At 48.5% G+C, this 25,571-nt stretch carries 26 protein-coding genes; 25 read left to right on the top strand and 1 reads right to left on the bottom strand.

Features of this window, described 5'->3' with window-relative positions; translation table 11 throughout:
- Positions 1-14: 14 nt before the first annotated feature.
- From NE473_RS23700 to NE473_RS23640, 13 genes are all read left to right on the top strand, one after another.
- A complete protein-coding gene (locus NE473_RS23700) occupies positions 15-221 on the top strand; it encodes a flagellar FlbD family protein (protein ID WP_006775067.1) in 207 nt (68 codons plus the stop codon).
- A gap of 45 nt (positions 222-266) precedes the next feature.
- Positions 267-1,118, top strand: a complete 852-nt coding sequence (locus NE473_RS23695; protein WP_006775068.1) for a motility protein A — start codon at positions 267-269, stop codon at positions 1,116-1,118.
- A gap of 15 nt (positions 1,119-1,133) precedes the next feature.
- The gene (gene fliN / locus NE473_RS23690; protein ID WP_055649412.1) at positions 1,134-2,198 is read left to right on the top strand and encodes a flagellar motor switch protein FliN; all 1,065 of its coding nucleotides are present in this window, start codon (positions 1,134-1,136) and stop codon (positions 2,196-2,198) included.
- A 2-nt stretch (positions 2,199-2,200) separates the two neighbouring features.
- Positions 2,201-4,255: a flagellar biosynthesis protein FlhA gene (flhA, locus tag NE473_RS23685; protein ID WP_055649411.1), complete on the top strand. Its 2,055-nt coding sequence runs from the start codon at positions 2,201-2,203 to the stop codon at positions 4,253-4,255.
- Positions 4,256-4,261: 6 nt separating this feature from the next.
- On the top strand, positions 4,262-5,038 hold the full coding sequence (locus NE473_RS23680) for a sigma-70 family RNA polymerase sigma factor (RefSeq protein ID WP_022030494.1): 777 nt from the start codon (positions 4,262-4,264) through the stop codon (positions 5,036-5,038).
- A gap of 8 nt (positions 5,039-5,046) precedes the next feature.
- On the top strand, positions 5,047-5,787 hold the full coding sequence (locus NE473_RS23675) for a flagellar hook-basal body protein (protein WP_006773608.1): 741 nt from the start codon (positions 5,047-5,049) through the stop codon (positions 5,785-5,787).
- A 13-nt stretch (positions 5,788-5,800) separates the two neighbouring features.
- Entirely contained in the window at positions 5,801-6,580 is a 780-nt protein-coding gene (locus NE473_RS23670) for a flagellar hook-basal body protein (RefSeq protein ID WP_055649410.1), read from the top strand.
- 38 nt (positions 6,581-6,618) lie between these two features.
- Positions 6,619-8,322 carry a flagellar assembly protein A gene (locus NE473_RS23665; protein WP_055649409.1) on the top strand — a complete coding sequence of 568 codons (1,704 nt, stop codon included), beginning with the start codon at positions 6,619-6,621 and terminating at the stop codon, positions 8,320-8,322.
- Complete coding sequence (locus NE473_RS23660; protein WP_055649408.1) at positions 8,322-9,785, top strand: hypothetical protein; 1,464 nt, start codon at positions 8,322-8,324, stop codon at positions 9,783-9,785. The genes NE473_RS23665 and NE473_RS23660 overlap by 1 nt, the downstream gene beginning before the upstream one ends.
- A complete protein-coding gene (locus tag NE473_RS23655; RefSeq protein ID WP_055649407.1) occupies positions 9,772-10,155 on the top strand; it encodes an EscU/YscU/HrcU family type III secretion system export apparatus switch protein in 384 nt (127 codons plus the stop codon). Before NE473_RS23660 ends, NE473_RS23655 begins: the two co-directional genes overlap by 14 nt.
- 63 nt (positions 10,156-10,218) lie before the next feature.
- On the top strand, positions 10,219-10,869 hold the full coding sequence (locus NE473_RS23650) for a PilZ domain-containing protein (protein WP_006773603.1): 651 nt from the start codon (positions 10,219-10,221) through the stop codon (positions 10,867-10,869).
- A 37-nt stretch (positions 10,870-10,906) separates the two neighbouring features.
- The gene (locus NE473_RS23645) at positions 10,907-11,791 is read left to right on the top strand and encodes a M15 family metallopeptidase (protein ID WP_055649406.1); all 885 of its coding nucleotides are present in this window, start codon (positions 10,907-10,909) and stop codon (positions 11,789-11,791) included.
- A 207-nt stretch (positions 11,792-11,998) separates the two neighbouring features.
- A complete protein-coding gene (locus NE473_RS23640; RefSeq protein ID WP_055649563.1) occupies positions 11,999-13,525 on the top strand; it encodes a flagellin N-terminal helical domain-containing protein in 1,527 nt (508 codons plus the stop codon).
- Positions 13,526-13,700: 175 nt separating this feature from the next.
- On the opposite strand, the gene NE473_RS23635 is transcribed toward NE473_RS23640, so the two are convergent.
- Positions 13,701-14,714, bottom strand: a complete 1,014-nt coding sequence (locus tag NE473_RS23635; RefSeq protein ID WP_055649405.1) for a hypothetical protein — start codon at positions 14,712-14,714, stop codon at positions 13,701-13,703.
- A gap of 466 nt (positions 14,715-15,180) precedes the next feature.
- On the opposite strand from NE473_RS23635, the gene NE473_RS23630 reads away from it, so the two are divergent.
- The 12 genes from NE473_RS23630 to fliD all read left to right on the top strand — a co-directional run bounded on the left by NE473_RS23630 (position 15,181) and on the right by fliD (position 25,566).
- Positions 15,181-16,017 (top strand): pyridoxamine kinase, encoded by an 837-nt coding sequence (locus tag NE473_RS23630; protein ID WP_055649404.1) that lies wholly within the window; start codon positions 15,181-15,183, stop codon positions 16,015-16,017.
- 96 nt (positions 16,018-16,113) lie between these two features.
- Positions 16,114-16,887, top strand: a complete 774-nt coding sequence (locus NE473_RS23625; RefSeq protein WP_055649403.1) for a ParA family protein — start codon at positions 16,114-16,116, stop codon at positions 16,885-16,887.
- The gene (locus NE473_RS23620; protein WP_055649402.1) at positions 16,880-17,368 is read left to right on the top strand and encodes a late competence development ComFB family protein; all 489 of its coding nucleotides are present in this window, start codon (positions 16,880-16,882) and stop codon (positions 17,366-17,368) included. Before NE473_RS23625 ends, NE473_RS23620 begins: the two co-directional genes overlap by 8 nt.
- A 245-nt stretch (positions 17,369-17,613) precedes the next feature.
- A complete protein-coding gene (locus tag NE473_RS23615) occupies positions 17,614-17,916 on the top strand; it encodes a flagellar biosynthesis anti-sigma factor FlgM (protein WP_006773596.1) in 303 nt (100 codons plus the stop codon).
- A 13-nt stretch (positions 17,917-17,929) separates the two neighbouring features.
- On the top strand, positions 17,930-18,376 hold the full coding sequence (flgN, locus tag NE473_RS23610) for a flagellar export chaperone FlgN (protein ID WP_022031810.1): 447 nt from the start codon (positions 17,930-17,932) through the stop codon (positions 18,374-18,376).
- Between the two features lie 28 nt (positions 18,377-18,404).
- On the top strand, positions 18,405-19,880 hold the full coding sequence (flgK, locus tag NE473_RS23605) for a flagellar hook-associated protein FlgK (RefSeq protein WP_055649401.1): 1,476 nt from the start codon (positions 18,405-18,407) through the stop codon (positions 19,878-19,880).
- A 10-nt stretch (positions 19,881-19,890) separates the two neighbouring features.
- The gene (locus tag NE473_RS23600) at positions 19,891-20,874 is read left to right on the top strand and encodes a flagellin N-terminal helical domain-containing protein (protein WP_055649400.1); all 984 of its coding nucleotides are present in this window, start codon (positions 19,891-19,893) and stop codon (positions 20,872-20,874) included.
- 24 nt (positions 20,875-20,898) lie between these two features.
- Positions 20,899-21,489: a DUF6470 family protein gene (locus tag NE473_RS23595; RefSeq protein ID WP_055649399.1), complete on the top strand. Its 591-nt coding sequence runs from the start codon at positions 20,899-20,901 to the stop codon at positions 21,487-21,489.
- A gap of 28 nt (positions 21,490-21,517) precedes the next feature.
- The gene (gene fliW, locus NE473_RS23590) at positions 21,518-21,964 is read left to right on the top strand and encodes a flagellar assembly protein FliW (RefSeq protein WP_006773590.1); all 447 of its coding nucleotides are present in this window, start codon (positions 21,518-21,520) and stop codon (positions 21,962-21,964) included.
- Positions 21,958-22,239: a carbon storage regulator CsrA gene (gene csrA, locus NE473_RS23585; RefSeq protein ID WP_055649398.1), complete on the top strand. Its 282-nt coding sequence runs from the start codon at positions 21,958-21,960 to the stop codon at positions 22,237-22,239. The genes fliW and csrA overlap by 7 nt, the downstream gene beginning before the upstream one ends.
- Positions 22,226-22,702, top strand: coding sequence for a hypothetical protein (locus NE473_RS23580; protein WP_055649397.1), 477 nt, complete (start codon positions 22,226-22,228; stop codon positions 22,700-22,702). The genes csrA and NE473_RS23580 overlap by 14 nt, the downstream gene beginning before the upstream one ends.
- Before the next feature lie 11 nt (positions 22,703-22,713).
- Positions 22,714-25,566 carry a flagellar filament capping protein FliD gene (fliD, locus tag NE473_RS23575; RefSeq protein ID WP_055649396.1) on the top strand — a complete coding sequence of 951 codons (2,853 nt, stop codon included), beginning with the start codon at positions 22,714-22,716 and terminating at the stop codon, positions 25,564-25,566.
- The last annotated feature ends 5 nt before the right edge of the window (positions 25,567-25,571 follow it).

Below are 25,571 nucleotides of genomic sequence, written 5' to 3'. Positions count from 1 at the left end.
AGGAGGTGGTATCGGTGATTACCCTCAGTAAATTAAATGGAGAGGAATTCGTCCTCAACTGTGATTTGATCGAGATGATCATGGAGAATCCCGATACCACGATTCTTCTCACCAACGGGAAACACCTGATTGTGCGGGAATCAAAGGAAGAGGTTGTCGAACGGGTCGCGGCGTTCCGCAGAAAGACGTTCAGTGATCTGATCGAACAGATCAGAGGATAGCCGGGCGGAAATACAAGAAAAGTTAAGGAAAAGGATGTAGCAGATATGGATATCATGTCAATTCTGGGTTTTATTTTGGCGGTAGTGCTGGTACTGTTCGGTATGACCTTTGATCAGGAGGCCATGAAGCTGGTCTTTCACAATCTACGGGCGTTTATCGATCTTCCGAGTATGGCCATTACCATAGGAGGCACCATCGGTGTTATGATGCTGTCCTTCCCCTCCGGGGCGTTTAAAAAGATAGGGAAACATTTAAAGATCATTATAAAACCGTATAAGTTTGATCCGGAACAGTCCATTGAACAGATTGTGGAGCTGGCTACGGAGGCGCGTATGAAGGGACTTCTCTCCCTGGAGGACAAGCTAAACGAGATTGACGAGCCGTTCATGCACAACAGCCTTTTACTGGTGGTGGATTCCGTGGATTCAGAAAAGGTCCGTCAGGTCATGGAGACGGAGCTGGACCAGTTAGATGAGCGTCATGCGCTGGACCGCGGGTTCTATGAGAAGGCGGCCAGCTTTGCACCGGCATTCGGTATGATCGGTACGCTGGTCGGCCTGATTCTGATGCTGGGCAACATGCAGGATGTCAATGCTCTTGCAAAAGGCATGGCAACGGCTCTGATCACCACATTATACGGCTCTCTTCTGGCCAACATCGTATGTCTGCCGGTGGCAAGCAAACTGAAGGCAAGGCACGATGAGGAATTTTTATGTAAACAACTGGTTCTGGAAGGCGTTCTGGCCATTCAGGACGGGGAAAACCCGAAATTCATAGAAGAAAAACTCTACAAGCTGCTTCCGGCCAGCCGTAAGAAGGCGGAAGAAGACACTGAAAAGGAAGACGGAAAGCAGAAGAAAAAGAGCAGACGGAAAAGCAGAAAGAATGAGGAATAAAAGGAGCTTATAGCGATGGCGAAGGAAGTAGAGAACCAGGGGATCATGAATAGGACGGACCGGCAGGTGTTTGAGGAACTGATTCATCTGCACGCAAAGGCGGCGGGGGAATCCCTGTCATCGATTCTGAAGGCGGATATAGAGATCAGCAGTCCGGAGATAACGGAGATAACGGTAAAGGAAGTGGAATACGGGATTCTGGAACCTGCTGTCTTTGTCAAAAGCTGCCTGACCTCCGGCGTTGCCGGCAATACGGTTATGATCCTGCGTCAGCGGGATATGCAGGCGTTCTTAAACGAACTGATGGGAATTGATGATCTGCCCGACCCGGATTTTGAGTTCGATGAAGTGGCTATGAGTGCAGCTGCGGAGCTGATGAACCAGATGGTGCATGCGTCCGTGGAGGCCATGGCGGAATACCTGGGCAATTCCATGGAGTCATCGGACTGCCAGCTGATCCTTTCGGATGGCAGGCAGAACCTGTCTCCTGCCATCGGAGAAGCTCCCGAATCAAAGACGATTGTGATTCATTACCGTGTGAAGATCAAGGACATGGTGGAGTCTGAATTTATGGAGTGCATATCCATAACGGCGGCCGACAGTATTTATCAGGAGATCGGGGCCAGGAGGGAAGCGGAGAAAAGGGCGGAGGCCGAGGCGAAAGCCATGGAGGAGAGCCTTTTCGTGAAGCCGGTGCAGCAGGGCGCACCTCCGGCGGCAGCCGGAAGGGAGAGCCTGCAGTCCGGGATGGAGAGCCGTACGGCGAATTCGGTGACGGCAGACACCGGGCATGCCGTATACCAGGCATCGCCGTCTATTAACGGCAATCTGGGCCTTATCATGGATGTTCCCTTAAATGTCTCCGTCGAGATCGGAAAGACCAGACGCAGACTGAAGGATGTGCTGAACTTTAACAACGGTACGGTGGTGGAGCTGGACAAGCAGGCAGATGCGCCGGTGGATATCATCGTAAACGGACAGCTGATCGCCCGGGGAGAGGTCGTCGTGATTGATGATAATTTCGGGGTGCGTATCAGTGAAATCGTAAATACAAGAAGTATTATTGGAAATGGTGAATAAATTTGAAACGGTTTAATATCCTTGTGACAGCGGGAATCATCGGAATCATTTTCCTGATTCTGATCCCCCTGCCGACGCCCATACTGGATTTTTTATTTATACTGAATATCACGTTGTCGCTTCTGATTCTCGTCATGACGATGTATATCCGGGAAACGCTGGAATTCTCCGTGTTCCCCTCCCTTTTGCTGATCACAACGCTGTTCCGGCTGGGGCTTAATATCTCTTCGACGAGGAAGATCCTGTTTGACAATGGCTACGCGGGGCAGGTGGTGAAAACCTTCGGACAGTTCGTAATCCGGGGGAACGCGGTTATTGGTTTTATCATATTCCTGATCATTGTGCTGGTACAGTTTATCGTTATCACCAAGGGTTCGGAACGTGTGGCCGAGGTCGCGGCGAGATTCACGCTGGATGCCATGCCGGGAAAACAGATGGCTATCGATGCCGACTTGAACAGTGGTCTGATCGATGAGCAGCAGGCCAGGGAGCGGCGCTTAAAAATCCAGAGAGAAGCTGATTTCTTCGGTTCCATGGATGGCGCCACCAAGTTCGTAAAGGGTGATGCGATCATTTCCATCATCATCACACTGATCAACTTCATTGGAGGTATCGTCGTCGGAATGATGAACGGTCAGGGCAGCATCTCTGAGATTATGCAGATCTATACCACTTCGACGATTGGAGACGGCCTGGTGTCCCAGATTCCGGCGCTTCTGATCTCTGTGGCGACCGGTATGGTGGTGACGCGTTCCGCGTCGGAGAACAGTCTGAGCGAGGATTTGACAAGCCAGTTTCTGGCCCAGCCCAGGGTGCTTATGACAGCCGGCGGGGCGGCAGCCTGTCTGTGCCTGATTCCGGGATTTCCGGTGCCTCAGATTCTCATGATATCAGCTATGATGATCGGTGGCGGATACGCCCTGATGAGACGGCAGAAAACCATAGTGGCGGACGCGGCGGAAGGATACGTGGAAGCGGAGGTTACCAGTGAAGCTTCCTTTTATAAGAATATTGAAAATGTATACGGTCTTCTGACCGTGGAACAGATTGAGATGGAATTTGGCTACAGCTTAATTCCGCTGGCGGATGAGAGCAACGGCGGCAGCTTTATCGACCGTGTCGTCATGTTCCGCAAGCAGATGGCCCTGGATATGGGCTTTGTAATACCGTCGGTCCGGATTAAGGACAGCGGACAGTTAAATCCCAACCAGTACAGCATCCTGTTAAAGGGCGAGGAAGTGGCAAGGGGAGATATTCTCATGGATCACTATCTGGCTCTGCCGCCGGGAGGAGACGCGGATGACATTCCGGGTATCGACACCATTGATCCGGCGTTCCATATTCCTGCTAAATGGATCAGCGAAGACAAGAAGATTCAGGCGGAGCTGGCGGGGTATACGCTGATTGATCCAACATCGGTGGTCATCACCCATTTATCGGAGGTGGTGAAGGAGCATTTACATGAGCTTTTAAACCGCCAGGAGGTCAACAATCTGCTGGAAACACTGAAGAAAACAAATGCCAGCATCATCGAGGATACCATTCCCGCAGTGATTTCCGTGGGAGAGCTTCAGAAGGTACTTTCCAACCTCCTTCGTGAGGGAATACCGATCCGCGATATGGAGACGATCGTGGAGACGCTGGGGGATTACGGAACCCAGATAAAGGATACGGATATGCTGACGGAATACGTGCGGCAGGCGCTGAAGAGAACCATCTCCCATCGTTTCTCTGAAGCGGGGCAGATGAAGGTCTTAAGTCTGGATGACAAGATTGAAAATATGATCATGTCATCGGTGAAGAAGGTGGATACAGGGTCCTATCTGGCCCTGGAACCGTCGGCTATTCAGAATATTGTGACATCGGCCACCGGCGAGATTAACAAGATTAAGGATCTGGTCAATGTGCCGATCGTGCTTACGTCCCCGGTGGTACGGATTTATTTTAAGAAGCTGATCGACCAGTTTTACCCCAATGTGACGGTGGTGTCGTTCAGTGAGATCGATAATAACATACAGATACAGGCTTTGGGGAATATTGCCCTGGGCCAGAGGTAACGGTTTATGCAGATGGAACAGATGAGCAGAGAAGAAGGAAAGACGGTACTTTCGGTTTACTTAAAAAACGGAAGCCAGGAGCTGCGGAATAAGCTTATCGTCCATTTCCTCCCCATCGTCCGTTCCGCGGCGGCGCAGCTTCGCGGCATGGCGGGCAGCTTTACGGAAGAGGAGGATTTGATCGACCAGGGAGTTCTGGCGCTGATGGAGTGCCTCGACCGGTACGATGCGTCGAAGGGAGCCCAGTTTGAGACATACGCATTTATCCGTGTGCGCGGGGCGATGATTGATTATATCAGAAGTCAGGACTGGGTGCCTCACCGGGCCCGCAGTTTTCAGAAAAAGGTGGACGAGGCGTATTCCATGCTGGCCCACGAGAAGATGCGGGAACCGGAGGCGGATGAAGTCGCGGACTTCCTGGATATTCCCGTGGAAAAGGTGGAGAAGCACTTAACGTATATGAACCATGCGGCGGTTCTCTCCTTTGAGGCAGTGCTGCAGGATATGACAGGTGTGATTGCAAAAGACGAACTGGAAGCCACGGACATTGGCACGAAGCCGGAGGAAAGCCTGTTTTACAGGGACCTTCAGAGAACGCTGGCGGAGGCGGTGGAAGCGCTGGGAGATAAGGAACGGCTCGTCGTTTCACTCTATTACTATGAGGAACTGAAGTATTCGGAGATTGCCGAAATTATGGGGATCGGCCAGTCAAGAGTGTGCCAGATTCACACAAAAGCAATGAAAAAATTAAAGAGCAGTCTGGAAGAATATGTGAGAGGATAGGAAACCATATGTTTTCAGGATTTTATACGGCCGCCTCGGGCGTGCTGATGAACCAGAGGGCGCTTAACATTTCAGCCAATAATATCGCAAATGTAAAGACCAGCGGATACCGGAGCAAACGGCTGGTGAAGACCACCTTTGACGAGCAGCTGGTGCGTCAGATGAATGGACAGACCACAGCGATCGGCGGCGGATCCACCATTTCCCTGGCAGAGCGGGAGATGACGACCCACAGGCAGGGAGCGCTGGTGGATACCGGAAAGAATTTCGATATGGCCATTAGCGGCGACGGCCTCTTCGTGATTCAGGGCGAGGACCGGCAGTATCTGACACGCAACGGTCATTTTACTCAGGATGAGGACGGTTATCTGGTCTTAAAGGGCGTTGGCCAGGTCATGGGAGACGGCGGTCCGATCCAGGTGGAAGAGGGCGGTTTCCGTGTGGGAGAGAATGGAATTATTTACGATAATGAGAATGGCGAACTGGAGCAGATTCAGATCGTGGTTCCTGACAATTACGATAATCTGACCTTTTACGATAACGGTACATACGGTGCGGAAAACGGTGTGGCATTGACCCAGGTGTATCCGGAGGTCTTTCAGGGGAAGCTGGAGGAATCCGGCGTGAATTTAAACTCCGAGATGACGCGCGCCATGGAAGTCCAGAGGGCATTTCAGTCCTGCAGCCGGGCGCTTACGATTATCGATCAGATGAACCAGAAGTCGGCTTCAGAAATCGGGAAGCTGTAGGAGGAAATAACGGATGAACATATCTTATTATACTGCAGTATCAGCGATGAATGCATTTCAGTCGGAGCTTGATGTGACTGCCAATAATATGGCAAATGTCAGTACTCCGGGCTACAAGGTACTGCGCAGCTCCTTTGATGACCTGCTTTATACGCAGATGGATACGAAAAATGCAAATCAGATGGTGGGCCACGGCGTGAAGACCAATGGTGCGGAGACCGTGTTTGAACAGGGGATCTTTGAAAAGACAGAGCGGGAACTGGACTTTGCTATTCTTGGCAAAGCGTATTTTGCAGTGGAATCCGAGAATGAAGATGCAGAGGAACCATACTATACCAGAGATGGCTCGTTCCAGATATCAGCAACGGATGAAGGCAACTATCTCACAACGAGAGACGGGCATTATGTGCTGAGCCGTGACGGGGACCGGATCGAGCTGGAATATAAGACGGTCGAGGGAAGTAATGGAAAGAAGCAGTTTACCAATGAACTGGATTTGAGCGGTCTCAGTGAGGTGATCGGTTTGTATACGTGTGAGAATCCGGATGGCCTCGTCCCGGTAGGGAAAAATTTATACAGTACGGGAGCCGCTTCCGGAGAATGGATTCCTATTGAAGACATGGATGAGACTCAGGCGGGAAGCAGGCTGCTTACGGGAACGCTGGAGCTGTCCAGTACGTATGTCCCCACGGAAATGATCAATCTGCTGCAGGCGCAGAGGGCGTTTCAGCTGAACAGCCGGATCGTCAGCGCCGCGGACCAGATGGAGGAAATGATTAATAATCTTCGCTAATCGTAACTTGCAGTATTTACTTAAAAGGGGGGAATCCCATGAGCGAAAAGAGCCTGATTTTTAGCATGTTTTCAAAATTCCTCGACAATGGAGAGGAAGACGAGACAAAAGAGCGTGAAGTCCGGCCATATACGGAGGATCAAAAACCGAAGGCGGAGACGGATCAGCGTATCGAGACGGTGGAAGACTGGAATGATGCGGAAAGAACGCGCAGAGAACGGCTGGAAAGAGAGCTGGCAGGCGAAAACGGCTCTGAGGAGGCGGATCATGCGGAAGACGCGGAGGCGGAAGAAGACGTGGAAGCCGGAGAAGACGTGGAAGCCGGAACAGACCGTGATGGCGGCGGTAAAAGTTCCGGTGAGGAAGAATGCCGTGACGCCGGGATTGAACTGACAGTGTCCGATGACCGTATGGCTGTCTCCGTAATGCTGATCGAGCCGTCAGGCGGCGGCAGGGATATCACCCGGGAACAGATTGAACAGGAACTGGAAGCCCATCGAATCATTCATGGAATCGATGAGGAAAAGATAAGCACCATTGCGGCTGAACATTTATACCGCCAGATGTTTATCATTGCCAGAGGTACTCCGGCGGTCGATGGAAATGACGGTCGCATTAAGGATTATTTTCCGCGGGAGGCTAAAATAAAGTATGCGTCTAAAGGGAATGGCGGCATTGATTTTAAGAGTATGAACCTGATTCACAATGTAGGAAAGGGGGAACTCGTCTGCGAACTGACGATGCCTACCGAACCTCAGGACGGGATGGATGTCTTCGGACAGCCAGTCAGGGGAAAGAACGGCACCATGCCTCCGATACCACAGGGAAAAAATGTTGTCTATTCGCCGGAGCGCGACAGGCTTCTGACTGCCTGCGAAGGCAACTTAACCTTCCGGAACGGCAGATTTCAGGTGGAAAATGTCTTTGTTGTATCGGGAAATGTGGATAACTCCATAGGAAATATTGATTTTACCGGAAGCGTCACCATCCATGGCGATGTTTTCGAAGGATATACTGTTAAGGCCAAGGGCGACATCACGGTCATGGGAATTGTGGAAGGAGCGGCCCTGCAGGCGGGCGGAAGTATTCTGCTCCATAAGGGGATGCGGGGAATGAAGAGCGGCATTCTGGAAGCCGGAGTGGATATTACTGCAAAATTTCTGGAAGACTGCACCATTTATGCGCAGCACAATATTCAGGCTGAGTATATTATCAACTCGGAGGTCTCCTGCGGCCATGATCTTACGCTGATCGGGAAGCGAGGGGCATTTATCGCCGGAAGCTGCGCGGTTCATAACTGCATGAATGTAAAGACCGTGGGAGCCTCCAGCCATGTTTCAACGGTGGTGACGCTGGGGGTGACGCCTCAGTTGATGGAGGAAGTGGAGAAAATCAGTGCTGACCTGGTGGCCGTCTCCAGGAAGCAGGCGGAGACAGCAAAGGACATCAGTTATCTGAATGGAAAGCTGAAAGACGGCAGTATAACGCCGAGACAGAAGGAGCGTCTGGCAAAGCTCAAGCTGGAGGCTCCGATCCACAATTTAAAGGAAAAACGGTTAAAGACGCAGGCGGCTGATCTGGCGCGCCAGCTGCGGGAGGTCGGCAAATGCCGGCTGACGGCGGGCGAGGTCCATCCGGGAACCGTGATCAACATCGGGGACTGCAGAATGACCATAGTAAAACGGGAAGAAAGCTGTTCTTTCTATTATCTTGACGGAGAAATCAGGAAAGGAATCAGGTAATGGCAGATATTTTACGGGTGACGTCCCCTGTGATTAATAAGAATATCATTCAGCCCGACAGGGCGCAGAAAGACCCATCCGTGCCATTCGATATGCAGGAGATCCGGCATATCACAAAGAACCCGTCGGGAAGCGGGCTGCTGGGCCAGCACAACGTGTTCCAGAAGGAGGCCGGAGCTGCGACGCTCATGAACCTTTTGAAGGATCCGGCGGTAACGGTCAACTATCTAAAGAATATCTATATGCTGGAGGAGATTATCAGCCTTCTTCCAGTGAATAACAACACCATGACTCAGGAAATCAGACAGCTGTTTAACGCGCTTCTCATCAAACCCGATGATATTGTGGGAGAACTGGTGGATCAGGAGTATGCGTCAACGCTGTTTAAAGGGCCGCTGTTTGATTTTCTGAGGAATTTGCTGAATGAGAAGCCGGAACTGCGGCTGGAAATGGCTGATTTTCTGAAAGCGGTGAATGGAAGCGTGTCGAGAAATGATGTGCTTGATTCCGTGGCCAACAGCCTGGAATTTCTGTCCGGTCAGCTGGCAGGAAGCCGGAATTTATCCGGAACGTTTGGAATGCTGTCGGACCGGATCCGGGCCATGATCGGAGGGGACGGCGGAGCAGAGCCAAACAGCGGTGTGTTAGACCGCGGATCGGGACTTAAGAACCGCCTGACGGAATGGGAGGCAGCCAAGGCGGATATTTTAGATGCGCTGAAGGAACTGGAGAACAGTGTTTTATTCTCTCCCCAGACGGAACGGATGATACCCAACCTCCTTTATAATATGTCGCGGTATCAGGATAACGAGTCTTATCTGCAGGAGGCACTGTTAAACCTGCTGATTCATGTAAACAGCCGGGAGGATAAGGACCAGCTGAAAGATTTGCTGCAGGATTATGTAAATCAGTTTGGCAGCCCTGAACACAGGGAGAACCGTTCCCGAATCATGGATACCCTGGCAGAGATCATCAGTAAGCAGGACCGGGAGACACCCATGAACAGTTTAAACGGCGAGAAGATTGAGAAGATTATCACAAGCCTTCTCTCGTCCCCCTGCAACTATACGCCTCTGCTTCATTTTGTCATACCGGTGGAGTATCAGGGGATGAAGGCATTTTCCGAATTGTGGATCGACCCGAAGGAGGAAGGCGGCGGCCAGGAACAGGAACGTGACCGTGACGACCATGTCCATGTACTGATCACCTTTGATATTCCGGGAATCGGTCAGATGGAGGCGGAATTTAAGGTGGCCGGCAGGGAAATGCAGTTTTATCTGTACTGTCCGGAATCATATACATCCGTGTTCGGGCGGCTGGCGCCGGATTTTAGAAAGATTATGGAGGAGTACGGCTACCATGCGGCGGAAGTGGAGGTCAGCGGACTGGACCACGTGCGTTCGCTGATGGACGTATTTAAAAATCTTCCATACAGAAGGACGGGTGTGGATGTCAAAATATAAGAAAAACAAGGCGGTTGCTTTAAAATATAACGCAGAAGAAGACGCTTCCCCGGTTGTTATCGCTTCCGGTTATGGAACTGTGGCGGAGCATATCATAGATATTGCAGAGAAAAAGGGAATTCCGGTATTTAAGGATGACAGTGCGGCCTCTCTTCTCTGTATGCTGGAGGTTGGGAGCAATATACCGGTGGAACTATATGAGGTGGTGGCGGCCATTTACTGTAAGCTGATCGAAACCTCGGCGTCGATCCGGGGATCGGAGACGGCGGCAGAGGCGGCTGCACAGGTTCGCGGTAAGGAGAGCGGGGCAGGCGAAAGACTCCGCAGAAACCTGGCCTCTGGTAAGAAAAATGAAGAATCTGCAAAATAGCGCTATAGTATGACAGAATGGAAACAAAGAGACTGATGTGACAGATAAACGGGGGTACGCGATATGGTTGACTTGTCAGACGGATATGTTGGATCTTCCTGTGTGATAAAGGCTAAAAACAACGACTTAATCACCATGGGGGTTATGCACCGGATCGGAAAGAATTTTATAGATATCGGCAGTTCGAGAAATGAGCTCCCTTCCATACCGTATAATTTGCTGGTAAAGATCGAGATTTATAACACACAGATCGGTTTTAAGGTGCTGATTGGGCGTGTCTATTTATCGTCCCCAAAGCTGGCCCGCGTGATTGACTTGAACGAGGCGACCAATGATGAGCGCCGGGAGTATTTTCGTATCAGTACCAGGGATACGGGAGTGATCTATAACTGTATGCGGGGGGATGACATCCTCGACATGGAAGAGGAATCCACAGACTATAATGGTTTAAAGGTTCATCTGGTGGACATCAGCCTGGGCGGACTCATGTTCCGAAGCCGGGAAATATTCAAGATAAAAGACCGTTTTAATATTGTGATTCCCGCCATGGGAGATTCCATGCTCTTTACCTGTGAGGTACGCAGAAGCGTTGACCGGCCGGATGGAGAGTTTGGGTATGGCTGTGAGTTTATGGAGATGGCGACGAAGCAGGAGGATCTGCTGTATCGGTATATCTTGAAGAGGCAGAGTGATCAGTTGAGAAGGATTCGGTAGGCGAATCGGATACGGCTGGCAGGAGGAAACGTTACAGATGGGAAAAAAGAAGCCGGAGAACCGGAAGGTGATTAGAAACCGGCGGGTTATGATATATACATTTTTACTTATTTTTATGCTTCTTTATATTTCTGCGCATTTTACGGTGCAGGAGCGAAAGGCAGCGGAGGCAGAACGGCGTGCAGAGGCTGTGACTGCGGCAGCTGTGGAGATCAGGGAAGAGAAACTGATGCAGGAAAGTTCGGACTGGAATGCTCCGGCAGGGGAATTAAAGGAAGGCGGTTCGATGGAGGAGACTGCTGACGGAGGAAGTGCTGAATCAAAAGGGCTGGTAATCAATCCGGAAGATATGTGGTGCCTGATTCTGACCAATGCGGAGTATCCGGTACCGGAAGATTATACGGTAACGCTGAAGGATGTGCCGGGAACGGATCAAACAGTGGATGAGAGGATTTACGAACCGCTGATGAAGATGTTGGAGGCCATGAAGGAGGAAGGTCTGTCGCCTGTAGTATGTTCTGGTTACCGGACCCTGGATAAACAGGAGAAACTGTTTAACAGAAAGGTTTCGTCGTATGTGAAAAAAGGGCATTCAAAGGAAGAAGCAAATGCGCTGGCCCGTCAGACACTGTCTATACCAGGCTCGGGTGAACACTGCCTCGGACTGGCCGTGGATTTTTATACACGATCCTACCATCAGCTGGAACGGGCGTTTGAGAGGACTCCCGAAGGGAAATGGCTGCGGGAACATGCGCAGGATTATGGATTTACTCTGCGTTATGAGGAAGGAAAAGAGGAAATCACGGGGATTGGATATGAGCCGTGGCATTTCCGGTATGTGGGCGTTGAGGTGGCGCAGTATTTGAAGGAACATAATTTGTCGCTGGAAGAGTTTTATATTGAAGAAAGTCTTTATGGATAGAGTGCACAAAAATCGAAGCGATTTTTGTGCACTTTTACGATGAAGGAAAAAGTAAAATCGTACGATATATATTACAGAGTGGAAAAGATGGTATGTTTTGGAAACTCGGTCCGGTGTCAGACAGGGCCCGTCCGACATTGGAGGCACTTATTTATTATGAGGGACAGGGAAGTCCCGGTGAAAAACAATTACATGGAGGTAATTATTATGAGGATTCAGCACAACATTATGGCACTTAATTCCAACAGGCAGTTGGGGATTAACAACAGTGCAGTAGCAAGATCACTGGAGAAGTTATCATCTGGTTACAGGATTAACCGAGCAGGCGATGATGCGGCAGGCTTGGCAATTTCTGAGAAGATGAGAGCACAGATTAAAGGGTTGGAAGCAGCTACCGATAACTCACAGGATGCGATCTCATTAGTACAGACGGCTGAAGGCGGATTGCAGGAAGTTCATTCTATGTTAAACCGTATGACAGAACTGGCTACGAAGTCTGCAAATGGTACTTATACGGATGATGTTGACAGAAAGGCTTTGCAGGATGAAATCTCGGCATTGAAGGATGAGATTAACCGTATTGCTGATGGAACGGATTTTAATGGGATTAAACTTTTAGATGGAACAATGGGGGTTGGTACCACTGGTGGTGTGGCTACTGTAGCAGCAGCTAATGTACATGCATCTAATAAGAATACAATAACCTCAGCAGTTAAGTTTACGGTATCTGCACCAGAAGGTTATACAGTAAATATTCAATTGGGGGATGACGGTGGCGCTGTCAGTAAAGCAACTTGGAATGATAAGATCCTTACAATTAATTTAAAAGGTACGGCAGGCGCTGTTTATACACAGGCGGATATTGACAAGATGATTGCTGAAGCGTCTGGAGCACCAGCAGGTGCGGCAGGAAAGGTTAGCGTTAAATTATCTGAAAATGTTCAAGTATCAACCACCGCAGCTGATACGGATACCAGGTTGGCATCCGTTGTATCTGAAGTTGCAAAACAGGCAAGTGCAGTTAAGGGAACAGCAAAACCAATTACAGTAACAGCGGATAAAGCGGGTGAAGTAGATACTGCTAGAACATTCCAAATAACATCAGCTACAGGAGCCACAGGAGTTTCCGTAGATGGCGGAAATGGTAAGGTTAGTGTGAACCTTGAGACAGGCAAAAAGTATACTGCAGCAGCTATTAATTCCATGCTTGCAGATGCTGGAGCAGGTATGAGCATTAAATTTGAAGGCGAAATGACTGCAGCGGAGTTATCTGATACCACTAACGGTTTTGGTACCGCAACTGCTTTAACAGGAGGTTCAGGACTTCCTGTAGATGGTGGATTGACTCTTCAGATTGGTGATACTAATGATTCTTACAATCAGTTAGAATTGAGCATAGGTGATATGCATGTGAATGCACTGGATTTGTCTTCTGTAGACATTAGTACTCGAGATGGTGCTTCTGCGGCCATGAGCAAAATCAAAACAGCCATCAACACCGTATCTACCAGCCGTGGCAAACTTGGTGCTATCCAGAACCGTCTTGAGCACACTATCAACAACTTAGGTGTAACCACAGAGAACATCACTTCCGCAGAGTCTCGTATTCGTGACGTAGACATGGCGAAAGAAATGATGAACTACACAAAGAACAGTGTACTGGTTCAGTCTGCACAGGCTATGCTTGCCCAGGCAAATCAGCAGCCACAGTCCGTATTACAGTTATTACAGTAATATATATAAAGTATTTTACATTATATAATATAACCGTAATTCTCAAGAAGGGGAGAGTTTGTTTAAGACAAACTCCCCCTTTTTTCTAAATGCTATATAGTTTATAAGGCACCATTTATCAAAACTGGTATGACCATAAAACGCCTGTTAAATCTAGTTACTACAATTCTAAATTTTACTGTTTTATCAGCGTTTCGCCTATCTGCAAGTCTGTCCAGTCTGGATAAGTATTAATTAAGTCGATCACTTCCTTAACATAGGAGTAATCCAGTTCTAATTCATCGGAGATAATCAGTAAATTCTTCTTTTTATCATATTTCCGCCGAATCATTGCTACAATTTTGGCCTCGCCTTTCACTTCGCCTTCAGTCCGCCCTTCCACTCTGCCAGCCTCGATCATTCCCAGAATTGCTTCACACATATTGATCTTCCCCCTTTCATCCTGATACTCATTTTTCAGAAGTTCCAGCTCCTTTGAGTTGGTTACCGTTGTAATGACATCAAAGGCATCTTCGTCCAGTTCCTGGAATTTTTCTCTGTTTTCGAAAGTGAATTTGCGCTCTTCATCAGGGCTGCCGGATCGCTGAATAAATCCAAATACCTCACGTAAATCCGTTTGAAAGCAGTCGATATCGTGGAAACGTTTGATTTCCAGGACATGGATTTTGTAATTGTTTAGGAACGGCTTAAGTTTGTCCGGCAAAGTTTCGTATTCCATGATTTGGTAGAGTTCTGTTGCTCCGTTATAAGGCTTGTCACCGTAGTAAATGCAGATGGTAATGACCGGATAAACTTTATCGTGGATGGTGAAGCCGCTTAAAAATTCTTCTTTCTGCAAATCTCTTTTATTACGGTGATGCTTCTGGATTTGACGCATTTGTTTATCGTATCCGGCGGCGTCTTCCAGCATGATCCGAATGGGCATGGCATAATGGACACGGTCCTGATTTTCAAGACCTATAATGGCAAATCCAAGGCCTAATACTACTTTTCTTACAGAATCACGGTATTTCTGAACCTTAAATCCCTTTTTTATCTTTGACATAAGTCCGGTTACGCGGGAATCAAGGTCCTGAATATCATTGCCTGAAACAACCTGCTTTCCACCAAATATAAAACCGTTAATTAAATCAGCATACCGGCTTTCGTCTTCAAAGTAACGAGCCAGAGAGATGTCTTTCTGTCCCATAGAATTTCCCCTTTCCTGTTATGTCGGGAAAGAGAGCTATAGCTTCCCGGCACAGGGCGGGTGAAAGAAAGGCACTTTCGGGTTATATAGAATCATGAATCCTATAAAATCATGAATCCTATAAAATGCAGCTATCAGCGGGTCTTTTCCCAATTACCAAATTTGAAAATTCCCGGCGAAACTGCCGGTATGTGAATTAGCATGATATGACGTGTGCGGCAAAAGAAATACATAAGTAAAATATATGCAAGTAAATTATACTATAAATATATGTGAAATGCAATGATATTTTTACTGTTTTCTCTTTCTTTTTCAGCATGCGTTAATCGCACGATTCGCACATGGTAATCACACTATACACACTATAACTGGACTGGTTATTTTTGATGATTCTGGGTATTTATGACCAGTCCAATATTTGCTATACTTCACAGTAACAAGAATACGTTTAAGGAGGATTTAATGCATGAAACGAATCGTTACACTTCAGGATATATCCTGTGTTGGCTGCTGTTCCATTACAGTCGCACTTCCTGTTATTTCCGCCATGGGAGTGGAATGCGGAATTCTGCCGACGGCGGTGCTGTCTACGCATACGATGTTTAAAACTTTTACCTGTAAGGACTTATCTGACCAGATTGCGCCGATCTCCCAGGCATGGAAGGCGGAACAGATTTCGTTTGACGGTATTTATACAGGTTATCTGGCATCTGCAGAGCAATGCGAACAAATCTGTGATTTCTTCGATCAGTTTGCCACAGGGGAAAATCTGGTATTGGTTGATCCGGCCATGGCTGACAACGGGAAGCTGTATCCAGCATTCGATGAGAATTTCCCGGCTGCGATGGCGAAAGTATGTGCGAAAGCGGACGTGATTCTGCCGAATATTACAGAGGCCGCTCTTCTTACCGGTATGCCTTATCGAACGGATTATGATGAGTCTTATATCAGGGAAATGCTGGAACGGTTGCTGGCGCTTGGGTGTAAAACGGCTGCCCTGACCGGCGTCAGCTTTGAACCTAACAAATTGGGTGTGGCTTATCTGGATCGTGAGGGGGAGAGCTTTTCCTATTTTACGCACCGCTGTCCACAGAGCTACCATGGAACCGGCGATCTCTACTCCTCGGTAGTCCTGGGAGGTATGATGCGGGGCTTAAGTCTCGGAAGCGCGCTGACGCTGGCCGCGGATTTCGTTGTTCTCTGTATTGAGGGAACCGCCGCAGCCGGCAGTTCCCGATGGTATGGCGTCGAGTTCGAATCCCAGATTCCGAGGCTGTGCGAAATGCTCGAGAAATGCCTTTGACCGGAAGAAAAATCCAATTGTATGTTTCCCGGATTCTTGCTATAATAACAATAATGTCATATTGTGTGGAAAATTGTAAGTTATGGGGGAATTCTTATGGCAGCTACTGTTGTGTTGTCAAATCAAAAGGGCGGTGTTGGAAAAACGACATCGGCATACGTACTGGCCTCGGTTTTTAAATCCAAAGGTTACCGGGTGCTGGCTGTGGACATGGATCCACAGGGAAATTTAAGCTTCAGTATGGGTGCTGAAACGGATGGCTGTGCGACGATCTACGATGTTCTGAAGGGGGAATTAAAACCCAAGTATGCAGTTCAGAAATCATCTCTGGTGGATTTGATTCCGTCCAATATTTTGCTCAGCAGTATTGAACTTGAATTTACAGGAGCAAGACGAGAGTTCCTTTTAAAGATGGCTCTGGATTCGCTGAAGCCCTATTATGATTACATATTCATTGATTCCCCGCCGGCATTGGGGATTTTGACGGTGAATGCATTTACAGCGGCCGACTATATTCTGGTGCCGATGCTGTCTGATATTTTCAGCCTGCAGGGAATTATGCAGTTAAACGAGACCATCGAGCGGGTGAGAAGCTACTGTAATCCGGATATTAAGGTTCTGGGGGCGTTTTTAACGAAGCATAATCCGAGAACCCGGTTCAGCAGGGAAGTCGAAGGGACGCTGAATATGGTGGCGGCTGATTTGGATTTTTCGGTTATGAACACTTATATCCGGGAAAGCGTGGCGCTCCGTGAAGCCCAGTCGCTGCAGAAATCGGTGTTGGAATATGCACCCGGATGCAACGCGGTGAAGGACTACGAAAAGCTGGCGGACGAACTCTTCCAAAGGGGGCTTGAAGCAAATGGCTAAAAGCAGATCAGAGATTGATAAAGAGATGATGTACCGGAAGATTATGCCTTCCGCGGCAAAGAAGAGCGGGAACACTGTTTCCGGACCAGATGAAAGCGCTGTTACCGTGGACATGGGGGCTGCCGGACTTATGGGGAGTACGGCAGCGGTTCCGACGGCTGCCAGTATGGCGAAGGCCATTCGGCGGCCTGCCGTATCCTTACCGGTAAAGGAAGAACAGAATATGGTTCTGATCAACCTGATGGAGGAACTGGTCTTATCAAAACTGGATGCCACTCTGGATCGTTTTAACTGCTGTAAATGCGATAAGTGTAAAAAAGACATTGCAGCCCTGGCGCTGAATCGCTTAAAACCACATTATGTGGTGATGAGTGAACAGGACGAGGATCACAGAAGAAAGAATGAGGAGATGTATGCCTCTGAGGTGACCAGTGCGCTGATCCAGGCAATTTTGATGGTGAAGAAGGAGCCTCGTCATTAAAAACTGCAGAGAACAGTTTCAAATCTGACGGGCTGATTGAAACGGAATAAGTAATTGAAAAACGGACCAGACAGATGGTGAAGGCTTCGGGAAACAGCCCTGGAGCAAACACTGCGGGATCAGGTTCGTTTTTTGTTTGTGAAATATAAAAAAAATTCCTGCAAACTGTAAAGTATTTACGGTAACGTACGATAAATACTATAAGAGTTAGCAGATCAAGCAGTGAGAGAAAGGAAGTCGGGGATATGGATGTGAAGGTTACGAGGAATTATTCCGTTTATCAAAACGCGGTAAACAGTGGCAGGCATGCAGAAAAATCCGTTTCTGTCCCGGCATCGGCCGATAAAAAAGTGCGTGGTGACGCCATCTGCATCAGCAGTGACGGCGCGAAAAAGAGCGAGGCGTCGTCATTTGCGGCAGCGCTCAGGAAGTCCATGGACGAGGGCGCCCCGGCGGATCGAATCGCGGCGTTAAAACAGCAGGTGTCCGAAGGTACGTATCAGGTGTCGGCGGAACAGATTGCGAAAAGGCTGATGAGCGGTTTATAGAGAGGGAAAAACATTGGAAGAATTAATTCGTTTTCTGACGGAATATACAGAAATGTTTGAAAAAATGGAACAGAAGCAGGTGGAAAAGCTGGGACTTCTGATGACAAAGGAGCTCGACAAGATCGAGGAATCCATTATGATGCAGCAGGCTATGGATAAGCAGCTTCAGAACATGGAGCAGCGGCGCCAGGAACTGTTTGCGAAAGCAGGTCTTAACGGTAAGACACTGCAGGAGGTTGCGGAACTGTGCGGGGGAGAGGAACGGAAACAGCTGACAGACTTATACAGGCGTCTGGATGGGGCTATCGGAAATATCCGTTTTTACAATGAAAAGGCAGAGAGTCTGGCAAAGTCAGAGCTGGAAAAGATGGGACTGGATGCGAGGCTGGTGGGAAATCCAACCGGAATTTACGGGAAATCCATAGGCCCCAAGGGCCAGCGGTTCGAGAAAAAGGTCTGATGCGGGACCGGTATAGGAGAGTGAAGAATTGAGACCGACATTTATGGGGCTGGAGACGGCCAAACGCGGACTGATGGTAAACCAGAAGGCGCTCGATATCATTGGCAACAATATCAGCAATATCAATACAAAGGGCTATACGAGACAGCGGCTCGATACGGTTTCTGTGCAGGTTTACGGCAGTGACAGGTTCCAGTACAGTTCCATACCGCTGGCGGGACAGGGTGTGGATGCAAGAGGCGTAAGTCAGATCAGAAATCCGTATCTCGACACGAAATTCCGGGAACAGTATTCCGACGTGGGATATTTTGACCAGAAGGCTGCTATTATGGAGCAGATGGAAGGTATTTTGAGTGATCCCGAGGTGGAGGGAACCGGTATCAAAGATGCGCTGACCGTGCTTTCCCAGGCGCTGGCAGATTTCAGCCAGCATCCATATCAGGAGACTAACGCCAATATTGTGCTGAATGCATTTAAAGGCGTGACTCAGGTGCTGAATGAATATGATACCAATTTAAAGAGTCTGGAGGAACAGACGAAAAATGATCTTTCGATCGCGGTGGATGACATTAACACGAAGCTGCAGCAGCTTAGTGAACTGAATCAGACCATTGCCCATGAGATCTTTGTCAACGCCGATTATGACGGTGTAAATTATGGTCCCAATGATCTGCTGGATCAGAGAAATACCATCCTTGATGATTTATCGCGATATGGAAAGCTGGAGGTCATTTCTCTCGATCAGGGAAGAATTCAGGTGAAATTAGGCGGCAAGCTGGTGGTAGACGCCAACGGCGGAAGCTGCAGCAATGAATCAATAAGGATTGGACTGGATGGCACGACGCTTTCCTGGGGAGACGGAACGGCGGCCAACTTAGGAGCCGGAGCGATCAGGGGATTTGAAGATATGCTGACCGGCAGCAATTCACTGAATGCGGGAATCCCCTATTATGAACGCAAGCTGGATGAGTTCGCGCAGACCATGGCAAATGTGTTCAACAGTATGGTTCACGAGGATGATCCGGATAAACCCGGCCCATTTAAGACTCTGATACAGGGGGATTTTAACGGGAAGGTCAGCGCCGGCAGCATCCGGATCAGCGATCTGTGGACAAAGGATTCATCCTACATAATCCGAAAAAAGAATCCGGACGGAGATCTGGACAACGAAGATATTCTTGCCATGAAGGCGGCGCTGGAGAAGGATTTTGAATTCGGTGACGGCAGCGACAAATTTACCGGAACATTCAGCGAATTTATTACGGGATACACCAATACACTGGGAACCGATAAAAAGACGAATGATTCCAGACTGAAGGCGTCTCTTGCAATTGCGGAGAGCGTGGAATCAGACCGCATGGGCGTATCGGGAGTGTCACTGAACGAAGAAGGCATTAACATGATGACGTATAACAAGGCATACTCGGCGCTGGGCAGACTGATGACAACCATGGATGAACAGCTGGATATGATAATCAACCAGATGGGGCTGGTAGGAAGGTAAAGAGGGGCGTATGAGAATTACAGAAAATATGATGACGGCAATGTATAACAGGAATCTTCAGAGAAATGTAGCGAATCTGGCGTCCTCAAACCTGAAGCTGACCTCTCAGAGACAGTACAATCACGTTTCCGAGGACCCGGCGGCGGCTGCCAAGGCATTTACCGTGCGTGATCAGATCGCCAGGAGCGAGGAACATATCAACACCGTGAAAAATGCGGTGGGAGAGCTGGATACTGCAGATTCCAATATTGCAACGATTAATTCGATTCTGGAGACTGTCTTTGAGAAGGCGACCAGGGCGGGCGGCGCCAGCAGTCAGGACAACCTGGACGCGATCGCCGAGGAGCTTGGCGGACTCAAGGAAGAGATTCTTCAGACCATGAATGCCAGATATGGAGATAAATTTTTATTTTCCGGTTCAGCGAACGGCGAGGCACCGTTTACACTGGATGCGGAGGGGAATCTGCTGTTTAACGGCAAGGCGGTAGATGCCTATAATCCGGATGATCCGGCTACCCATTTCAATGAAAATAAACCGGTGTATCTGGACATCGGTTTCGGAACCTACGCCAGCGGTACAAATACGGCGGGAACCGGAATCCGGATATCCACATCCGGTGTCGATGTATTGGGCTATGGCACCGATGATCAGGGAATTCCCAATAACATCTACAGTCTGATCGGGAAGATAGAAAGCCAGTTAAAGGATGGAGATAAGAGCGGTGCCATGGATACGCTCTCACAGCTTAAGAAGAAACAGAGCAATATTTCGATAGCGACCTCTGAAATCGGTACCAGAGAAAAACTCTTAGACCGCACCAAGGACCGGTTAGAGAGCGGTCTTGTCAATCTCAAAGAGACACAGAAGAATCTGGAAGCGGTAAGCGTGGAGACGGAGGCCGTTAACAACAAGTCTTATGAGACTGCCTGGATGGTAACACTGCAGCTGGGGTCCAGCATCATACCACCCTCGATTTTTGATTTTATGAAATAATATCAGGAGAAGAGGTGTCATTACATGAATGTATTGAAAATTACGACTACACCCATCAAGTTGTCCATGACGTCACAGCGAGCCAGGCTGGACAGCCAGATTCCGGATCCGGAAATCGGCATTATCCAGAACCCGGGACGCCTGAATATGAAATCCGAAACGATTAAAGTAAACATCGATACCTCACGCTCCAGAGACAGCATGGGATTTAAGACGGCCCGGGGTCTGATGAGCGATGCGGCCCAGGCGGGGATCAAAGCCGCTGCCGATGCAACTGCCCAGTATTCGCGGGTTGGCAATCAGATGATGCAGATTCAGGATGGAGTCACTGTGGCGGATATCATGAAAAACCAGATGCTTGCCCAGACCAGTGTGACAACGGGAATCGGTTTTATCCCCTCCGTGGGAGCAGATATTTCCTGGACTCCAGCGGATCTGGCCGTTGATTTTACACCGGCCTCCGTGGATTTTAAGCCGGTGGTACAGAAGACGGAAGCGGTCTACGTACCCGGCGAGCTGAATGTAAATGTGGAGCAGTATCCCAAAGTGGATATCGAGTACATAGGTGAGCCCATGTATGTTCCGCCGAGTGCAAACCCGGCTTACGAGGAATAACAGGGGTTAAAAAGGCGGAGGGAAAAACTTGAAGATTGAGACAAGGGATTTTGGAATCCTCGAAATAGAAGAGAAAAATATCATAACGTTTAAGCAGCCGATCTTTGGCTTTGAGGAGTTCACCCAGTTCGTCCTGGTCAATGATTCCAATATGGGAAATGGGATCTGCTGGCTGCAGTCAATTGAACAGAAAAACGTCTGTTTTATCATGCTGAATCCGCTGGAGGTGAGGCGGGATTATGCACCGGTGGTCATGCAGGACGTTCTGATTATGCTTCAGGCGGTACCCGAGGATGATCTGGACTGCTGGGTCCTTATGGTCATAGGGGAAACCTTCCGTAAATCTACAGTCAATTTAAAGAGTCCGATTATCATCAATCATAAGACAAATCTGGCAGTACAGGTGATTCTGGAACAGGACTATGCCATACGGCAGCCCATTTTCGATGAGGAAGCGGAGGATGACGTATGCTGATACTAACCAGAAAAAAGGGTGAGTCCATCAAAATCGGTGATGATATCGAGATATTTGTAACCGAGGTAAAGGGAGACAAGGTACGTCTGGGGATATCGGCTCCCGAGGACATGAAGATCTGCCGTACAGAGTTGTATTTAACGGTTGAAAATAATAAAGAAGCTTCGGATAAGGTCGACTTGTTAAAGGTGTTCCAGCTGTCCAGAAATTTACGGGCCATGTCATCTGAGGAAGAGGAAGAGAAGCAGCAGGAGGAAAATCATGGAGATGATTGATGAGATGCGGAAACTGCTCCATGAGAAGAAAGCCTGCTTTCTTCAGTATGAGGAGGAGACACGCCGGATTGCCTCACAGGAGTGCAGAGAGGCGGAAGAGTTTGAGGCCGGAATTGCTGCAAGACAGTGGCTGATCGAAGAGATAGACGGGATTGATGAGCGGCTGAAGGCAATGAAGAACTTTTCGGAGGAGGGAGAACGGCTCTTTGAGATTTCAAAAAACAGGTGGGATTTCAGGAAGCTAAGTGAAGAGGAGCAGGCACTTTTTTCGGAAGGGCAGGAAATTTTTACGGTTATGACCCGAATCCGGGAGCTGGAGCCCGGAGCCCTGGCTGAGATGGAACGAGTCAGAAACCTGCTTCAGGATAAAATCAGGAAAAACAACACAAATACCAGATTCACCGGTTATTTAAAGCAGATGGACCAGGGAACGAAGGGCATGCTCTATAATCAGAAAAGATAGGGGGAGGCGTGATGTCATCGACGTCATCAATTAATACAGTCAGCAACAGCGGCAATAAAAACTATATAGCGGGGCTTGCTTCCGGCATGGATACGGAAAGCATGGTACAGAGCATGCTGTCTGGAACCCAGTCCAAGATCGACAAACAGACGGGACTAAAACAGCAGCTGGAGTGGAAACAGGATATCTACCGAAGCCTTATTACGAAGATCAACACGTTCAGTGACAAATACTTTTCCTATTATGGAAGCGGCGATACGAATCTGCTGAGCAGCAGCTTATATAATACGATGACTGGTGTCAGCAGTTCTTCGAATATTAAGGTTACATCGGTTTCAGGGAATGCAGTCAGCAGTATGAAGATTGATTCGATTGAGCGTCTGGCTACGGCGTGTACAGTGAAAACGGCAGGAACGGTGACGGGAACGCCAGTGGGAAGCGGCGCTGATATGAGCCAGTTTACCAATGGAGATACGTACTCATTCTCCGCGACACTTGACGGGGTGAACCGGACGATCACATTTACTGCAGGTGCAAATGATGCGGATACAATAAAGAATATTAACCAGGCGCTGTACCGGAATTTTGGTACGGCAGTCGGTATGAAATATACGGCTGGAACGGGAAGTGATAAAGGAACGATGGAGCTGGTGCAGCTGGATGCGGCTGGAAACCCAACCGATGTTCCCGTGGACTCTTCAAGAAGAGTCATTATTCAGTCCTCCGGGGATGCCGGTACGGTGGAGAATCTCGGATTCGGGACTGGATTTTCCAATAAACTGGACTATGGCACCTCCCTGAAAAACATGAACTTTGCCAATAAACCGCAGGGCGGCAGATACGAATTTGAGATTAATGGTGTAACCATTAAAGGATTGACTGAGGATTCTACTCTGAGTGATGTGATCAGTGCCATCAATAACAGCGGAGCGGGAGTAAAGGTGTCGTATTCTTCGGCGGCGGATAAGTTTATTATGGAATCGACTTCGACCGGGTCCATATCCAATATTACCATGAAGCAGACCTATGGAACGCTGCTCACTTCCATGTTTGGTGTGGAGGCTGCAGGAGTTCAGTCATCACTGTTTTCAAAGGAACTGACAGGAGACACTGCAATCGGTTTAGAGGATGTCAGGAGAGTTTTAAACAGCGGAAATGATGAAAAGCTGGTGTTTCAGGTTGACGGAAAAGATGTAGAGATCACACTGGAAGGGAAAACCGGTAACAGTAAATACGAGTCTTCTCAGAGCGTTCTGGATGCCATCAACTCTCAACTGGATCGAAAATTTGGTACCGAGGCAGTACGATTTTCCATGAAGGAGAATCCTGCTGTACCCGGGACAGATATGGTAGTTTTGACATCTAAGGAACATAAGGTAGGCTTTACTTCGGATAACCTGACAAAAGGATTTGCTTCTGGCCTTGGATTTGTAGCGGGTGATAACCTGTTAACAGGATCTGATCTGACGGGCTTGCAGGGTGAAATTACAGTAACGGGAGCAGCAGGAGATGTTACCATTGATTTAAACACAAGTATCGATATGCTGGTTCAGAATCTGAATGCAGTGGCAGGAGTCAGTGCCTCCTTCCAGGACGGCAGACTTAATATTACCGGAACTTCCGGATCTCTGGAAATGAAAGCACGTGTGGATTCGACGGGAACGGACAGTGCGGGAAAAGAAGCAATTAAAAAGTTGTTTGGTACAGACAGCATTTTATTGGAGCATAAGGACCGTAAAGTTCAGTCCAATGTTGTATCTTCCAGACCAAATTCCGGTGAGCTTCACATAACGTCTCCTGACGGTACGTTAAAAGTTGTAAATCTGGCAGACTCAGATGCAGAGACAAAAATTGTGGATGCAATTCATGACGCTTCTGGAGCCAGTGTGACATTTTCCAATGGAAAACTGGAGATTACCGGAGGCGGGAAAAGTGTCTCAATATCCGGAACAGATGATGCAGTTAACCAGTATATCAAAGACCTTTTTGATACACCTGTTTACACCTACGATCCCCAAATGACCGCCCAAATCACCGCCGGCCAGAACGCAAAACTTACCGTTGACGGCGTCACCATGGAGCGTAATACCAACACATTTGAGCTGGATGGAATTACCATGGAATTAACGGGCACAACCGGTGCCGGAGACCCCCCAATTAGCTTGACTACCTCCCGGGATACTGATAAAATAATAGATAGTTTAAAGAGTTTTGTAGAGGATTATAATACTCTGATTGAAGAACTGAACAGTTATGTATCGGAGGAGGCGACTTACAAGAAGTACGCTCCGCTTACAGACGCCCAGAAGAAAGAGATGAGCGACCGGGAGATCGAACTCTGGGAGGAAAAATCGAAGAAGGGACTCCTTCATAACGATTCCAACGTCTCCAGCTTTTTGAGTGATATGAGAATGGTGCTTTACAGCAGTGTAGAGGACGCGGGGCTTGCGCTTTACGATATCGGGATCGAGACTTCGGACAACTGGCGCGACAACGGAAAACTGGTTATTGACGAAGATACGTTAAAGTCCATGGTGGCTACCAATGCGGATAATATCCGGAAGCTGTTTACGGACAAGGAGCAGGGCGTGGCGGTAAAGCTGCAGCAGGCTATCAGGGATGCGGCGAATGTCAGCAGCGGAAGTCCGGGAAGTATGGTTCGTTACGCGGGTACCAAGGATGTACTGATTACCAGCAACACGATCTATGATGAGATGAAGCGCATATCCGAGACACTGTCCAAGTTAAATACCAAGTATGAACTGGAGCGGACCCGTTACTGGAAGCAGTTTAATGCCATGGAGCAGGCCATTTCCAACATGAACAGCCAGAGTTCCTGGCTGACCCAGCAGTTCTCTTCATAATAAAG

Source organism: Hungatella sp. SL.1.14, assembly GCF_024460495.1.
Lineage (GTDB): Bacteria > Bacillota > Clostridia > Lachnospirales > Lachnospiraceae > Hungatella > Hungatella hathewayi.
The sequence above is the reverse complement of the archived record's forward strand: the minus strand, read 5'-3'. Positions and strand labels throughout refer to the sequence as shown.

Excerpts from the sequence above, each read along its gene's own strand:
- NE473_RS23695 (WP_006775068.1), top strand. The coding sequence starts at position 267 with ATGGATATCATGTCAATTCTGGGTTTTATTTTGGCGGTAGTGCTGGTA.
- fliN (WP_055649412.1), top strand. The coding sequence starts at position 1,134 with ATGGCGAAGGAAGTAGAGAACCAGGGGATCATGAATAGGACGGACCGG.
- NE473_RS23680 (WP_022030494.1), top strand. The coding sequence starts at position 4,262 with ATGCAGATGGAACAGATGAGCAGAGAAGAAGGAAAGACGGTACTTTCG.
- NE473_RS23675 (WP_006773608.1), top strand. The coding sequence starts at position 5,047 with ATGTTTTCAGGATTTTATACGGCCGCCTCGGGCGTGCTGATGAACCAG.
- NE473_RS23670 (WP_055649410.1), top strand. The coding sequence starts at position 5,801 with ATGAACATATCTTATTATACTGCAGTATCAGCGATGAATGCATTTCAG.
- NE473_RS23665 (WP_055649409.1), top strand. The coding sequence starts at position 6,619 with ATGAGCGAAAAGAGCCTGATTTTTAGCATGTTTTCAAAATTCCTCGAC.
- NE473_RS23660 (WP_055649408.1), top strand. The coding sequence starts at position 8,322 with ATGGCAGATATTTTACGGGTGACGTCCCCTGTGATTAATAAGAATATC.
- NE473_RS23655 (WP_055649407.1), top strand. The coding sequence starts at position 9,772 with ATGTCAAAATATAAGAAAAACAAGGCGGTTGCTTTAAAATATAACGCA.
- NE473_RS23650 (WP_006773603.1), top strand. The coding sequence starts at position 10,219 with ATGGTTGACTTGTCAGACGGATATGTTGGATCTTCCTGTGTGATAAAG.
- NE473_RS23645 (WP_055649406.1), top strand. The coding sequence starts at position 10,907 with ATGGGAAAAAAGAAGCCGGAGAACCGGAAGGTGATTAGAAACCGGCGG.
- NE473_RS23640 (WP_055649563.1), top strand. The coding sequence starts at position 11,999 with ATGAGGATTCAGCACAACATTATGGCACTTAATTCCAACAGGCAGTTG.
- NE473_RS23635 (WP_055649405.1), bottom strand. The coding sequence starts at position 14,714 with ATGGGACAGAAAGACATCTCTCTGGCTCGTTACTTTGAAGACGAAAGC.
- NE473_RS23630 (WP_055649404.1), top strand. The coding sequence starts at position 15,181 with ATGAAACGAATCGTTACACTTCAGGATATATCCTGTGTTGGCTGCTGT.
- NE473_RS23625 (WP_055649403.1), top strand. The coding sequence starts at position 16,114 with ATGGCAGCTACTGTTGTGTTGTCAAATCAAAAGGGCGGTGTTGGAAAA.
- NE473_RS23620 (WP_055649402.1), top strand. The coding sequence starts at position 16,880 with ATGGCTAAAAGCAGATCAGAGATTGATAAAGAGATGATGTACCGGAAG.
- NE473_RS23615 (WP_006773596.1), top strand. The coding sequence starts at position 17,614 with ATGGATGTGAAGGTTACGAGGAATTATTCCGTTTATCAAAACGCGGTA.
- NE473_RS23600 (WP_055649400.1), top strand. The coding sequence starts at position 19,891 with ATGAGAATTACAGAAAATATGATGACGGCAATGTATAACAGGAATCTT.
- NE473_RS23595 (WP_055649399.1), top strand. The coding sequence starts at position 20,899 with ATGAATGTATTGAAAATTACGACTACACCCATCAAGTTGTCCATGACG.
- csrA (WP_055649398.1), top strand. The coding sequence starts at position 21,958 with ATGCTGATACTAACCAGAAAAAAGGGTGAGTCCATCAAAATCGGTGAT.
- NE473_RS23580 (WP_055649397.1), top strand. The coding sequence starts at position 22,226 with ATGGAGATGATTGATGAGATGCGGAAACTGCTCCATGAGAAGAAAGCC.
- fliD (WP_055649396.1), top strand. The coding sequence starts at position 22,714 with ATGTCATCGACGTCATCAATTAATACAGTCAGCAACAGCGGCAATAAA.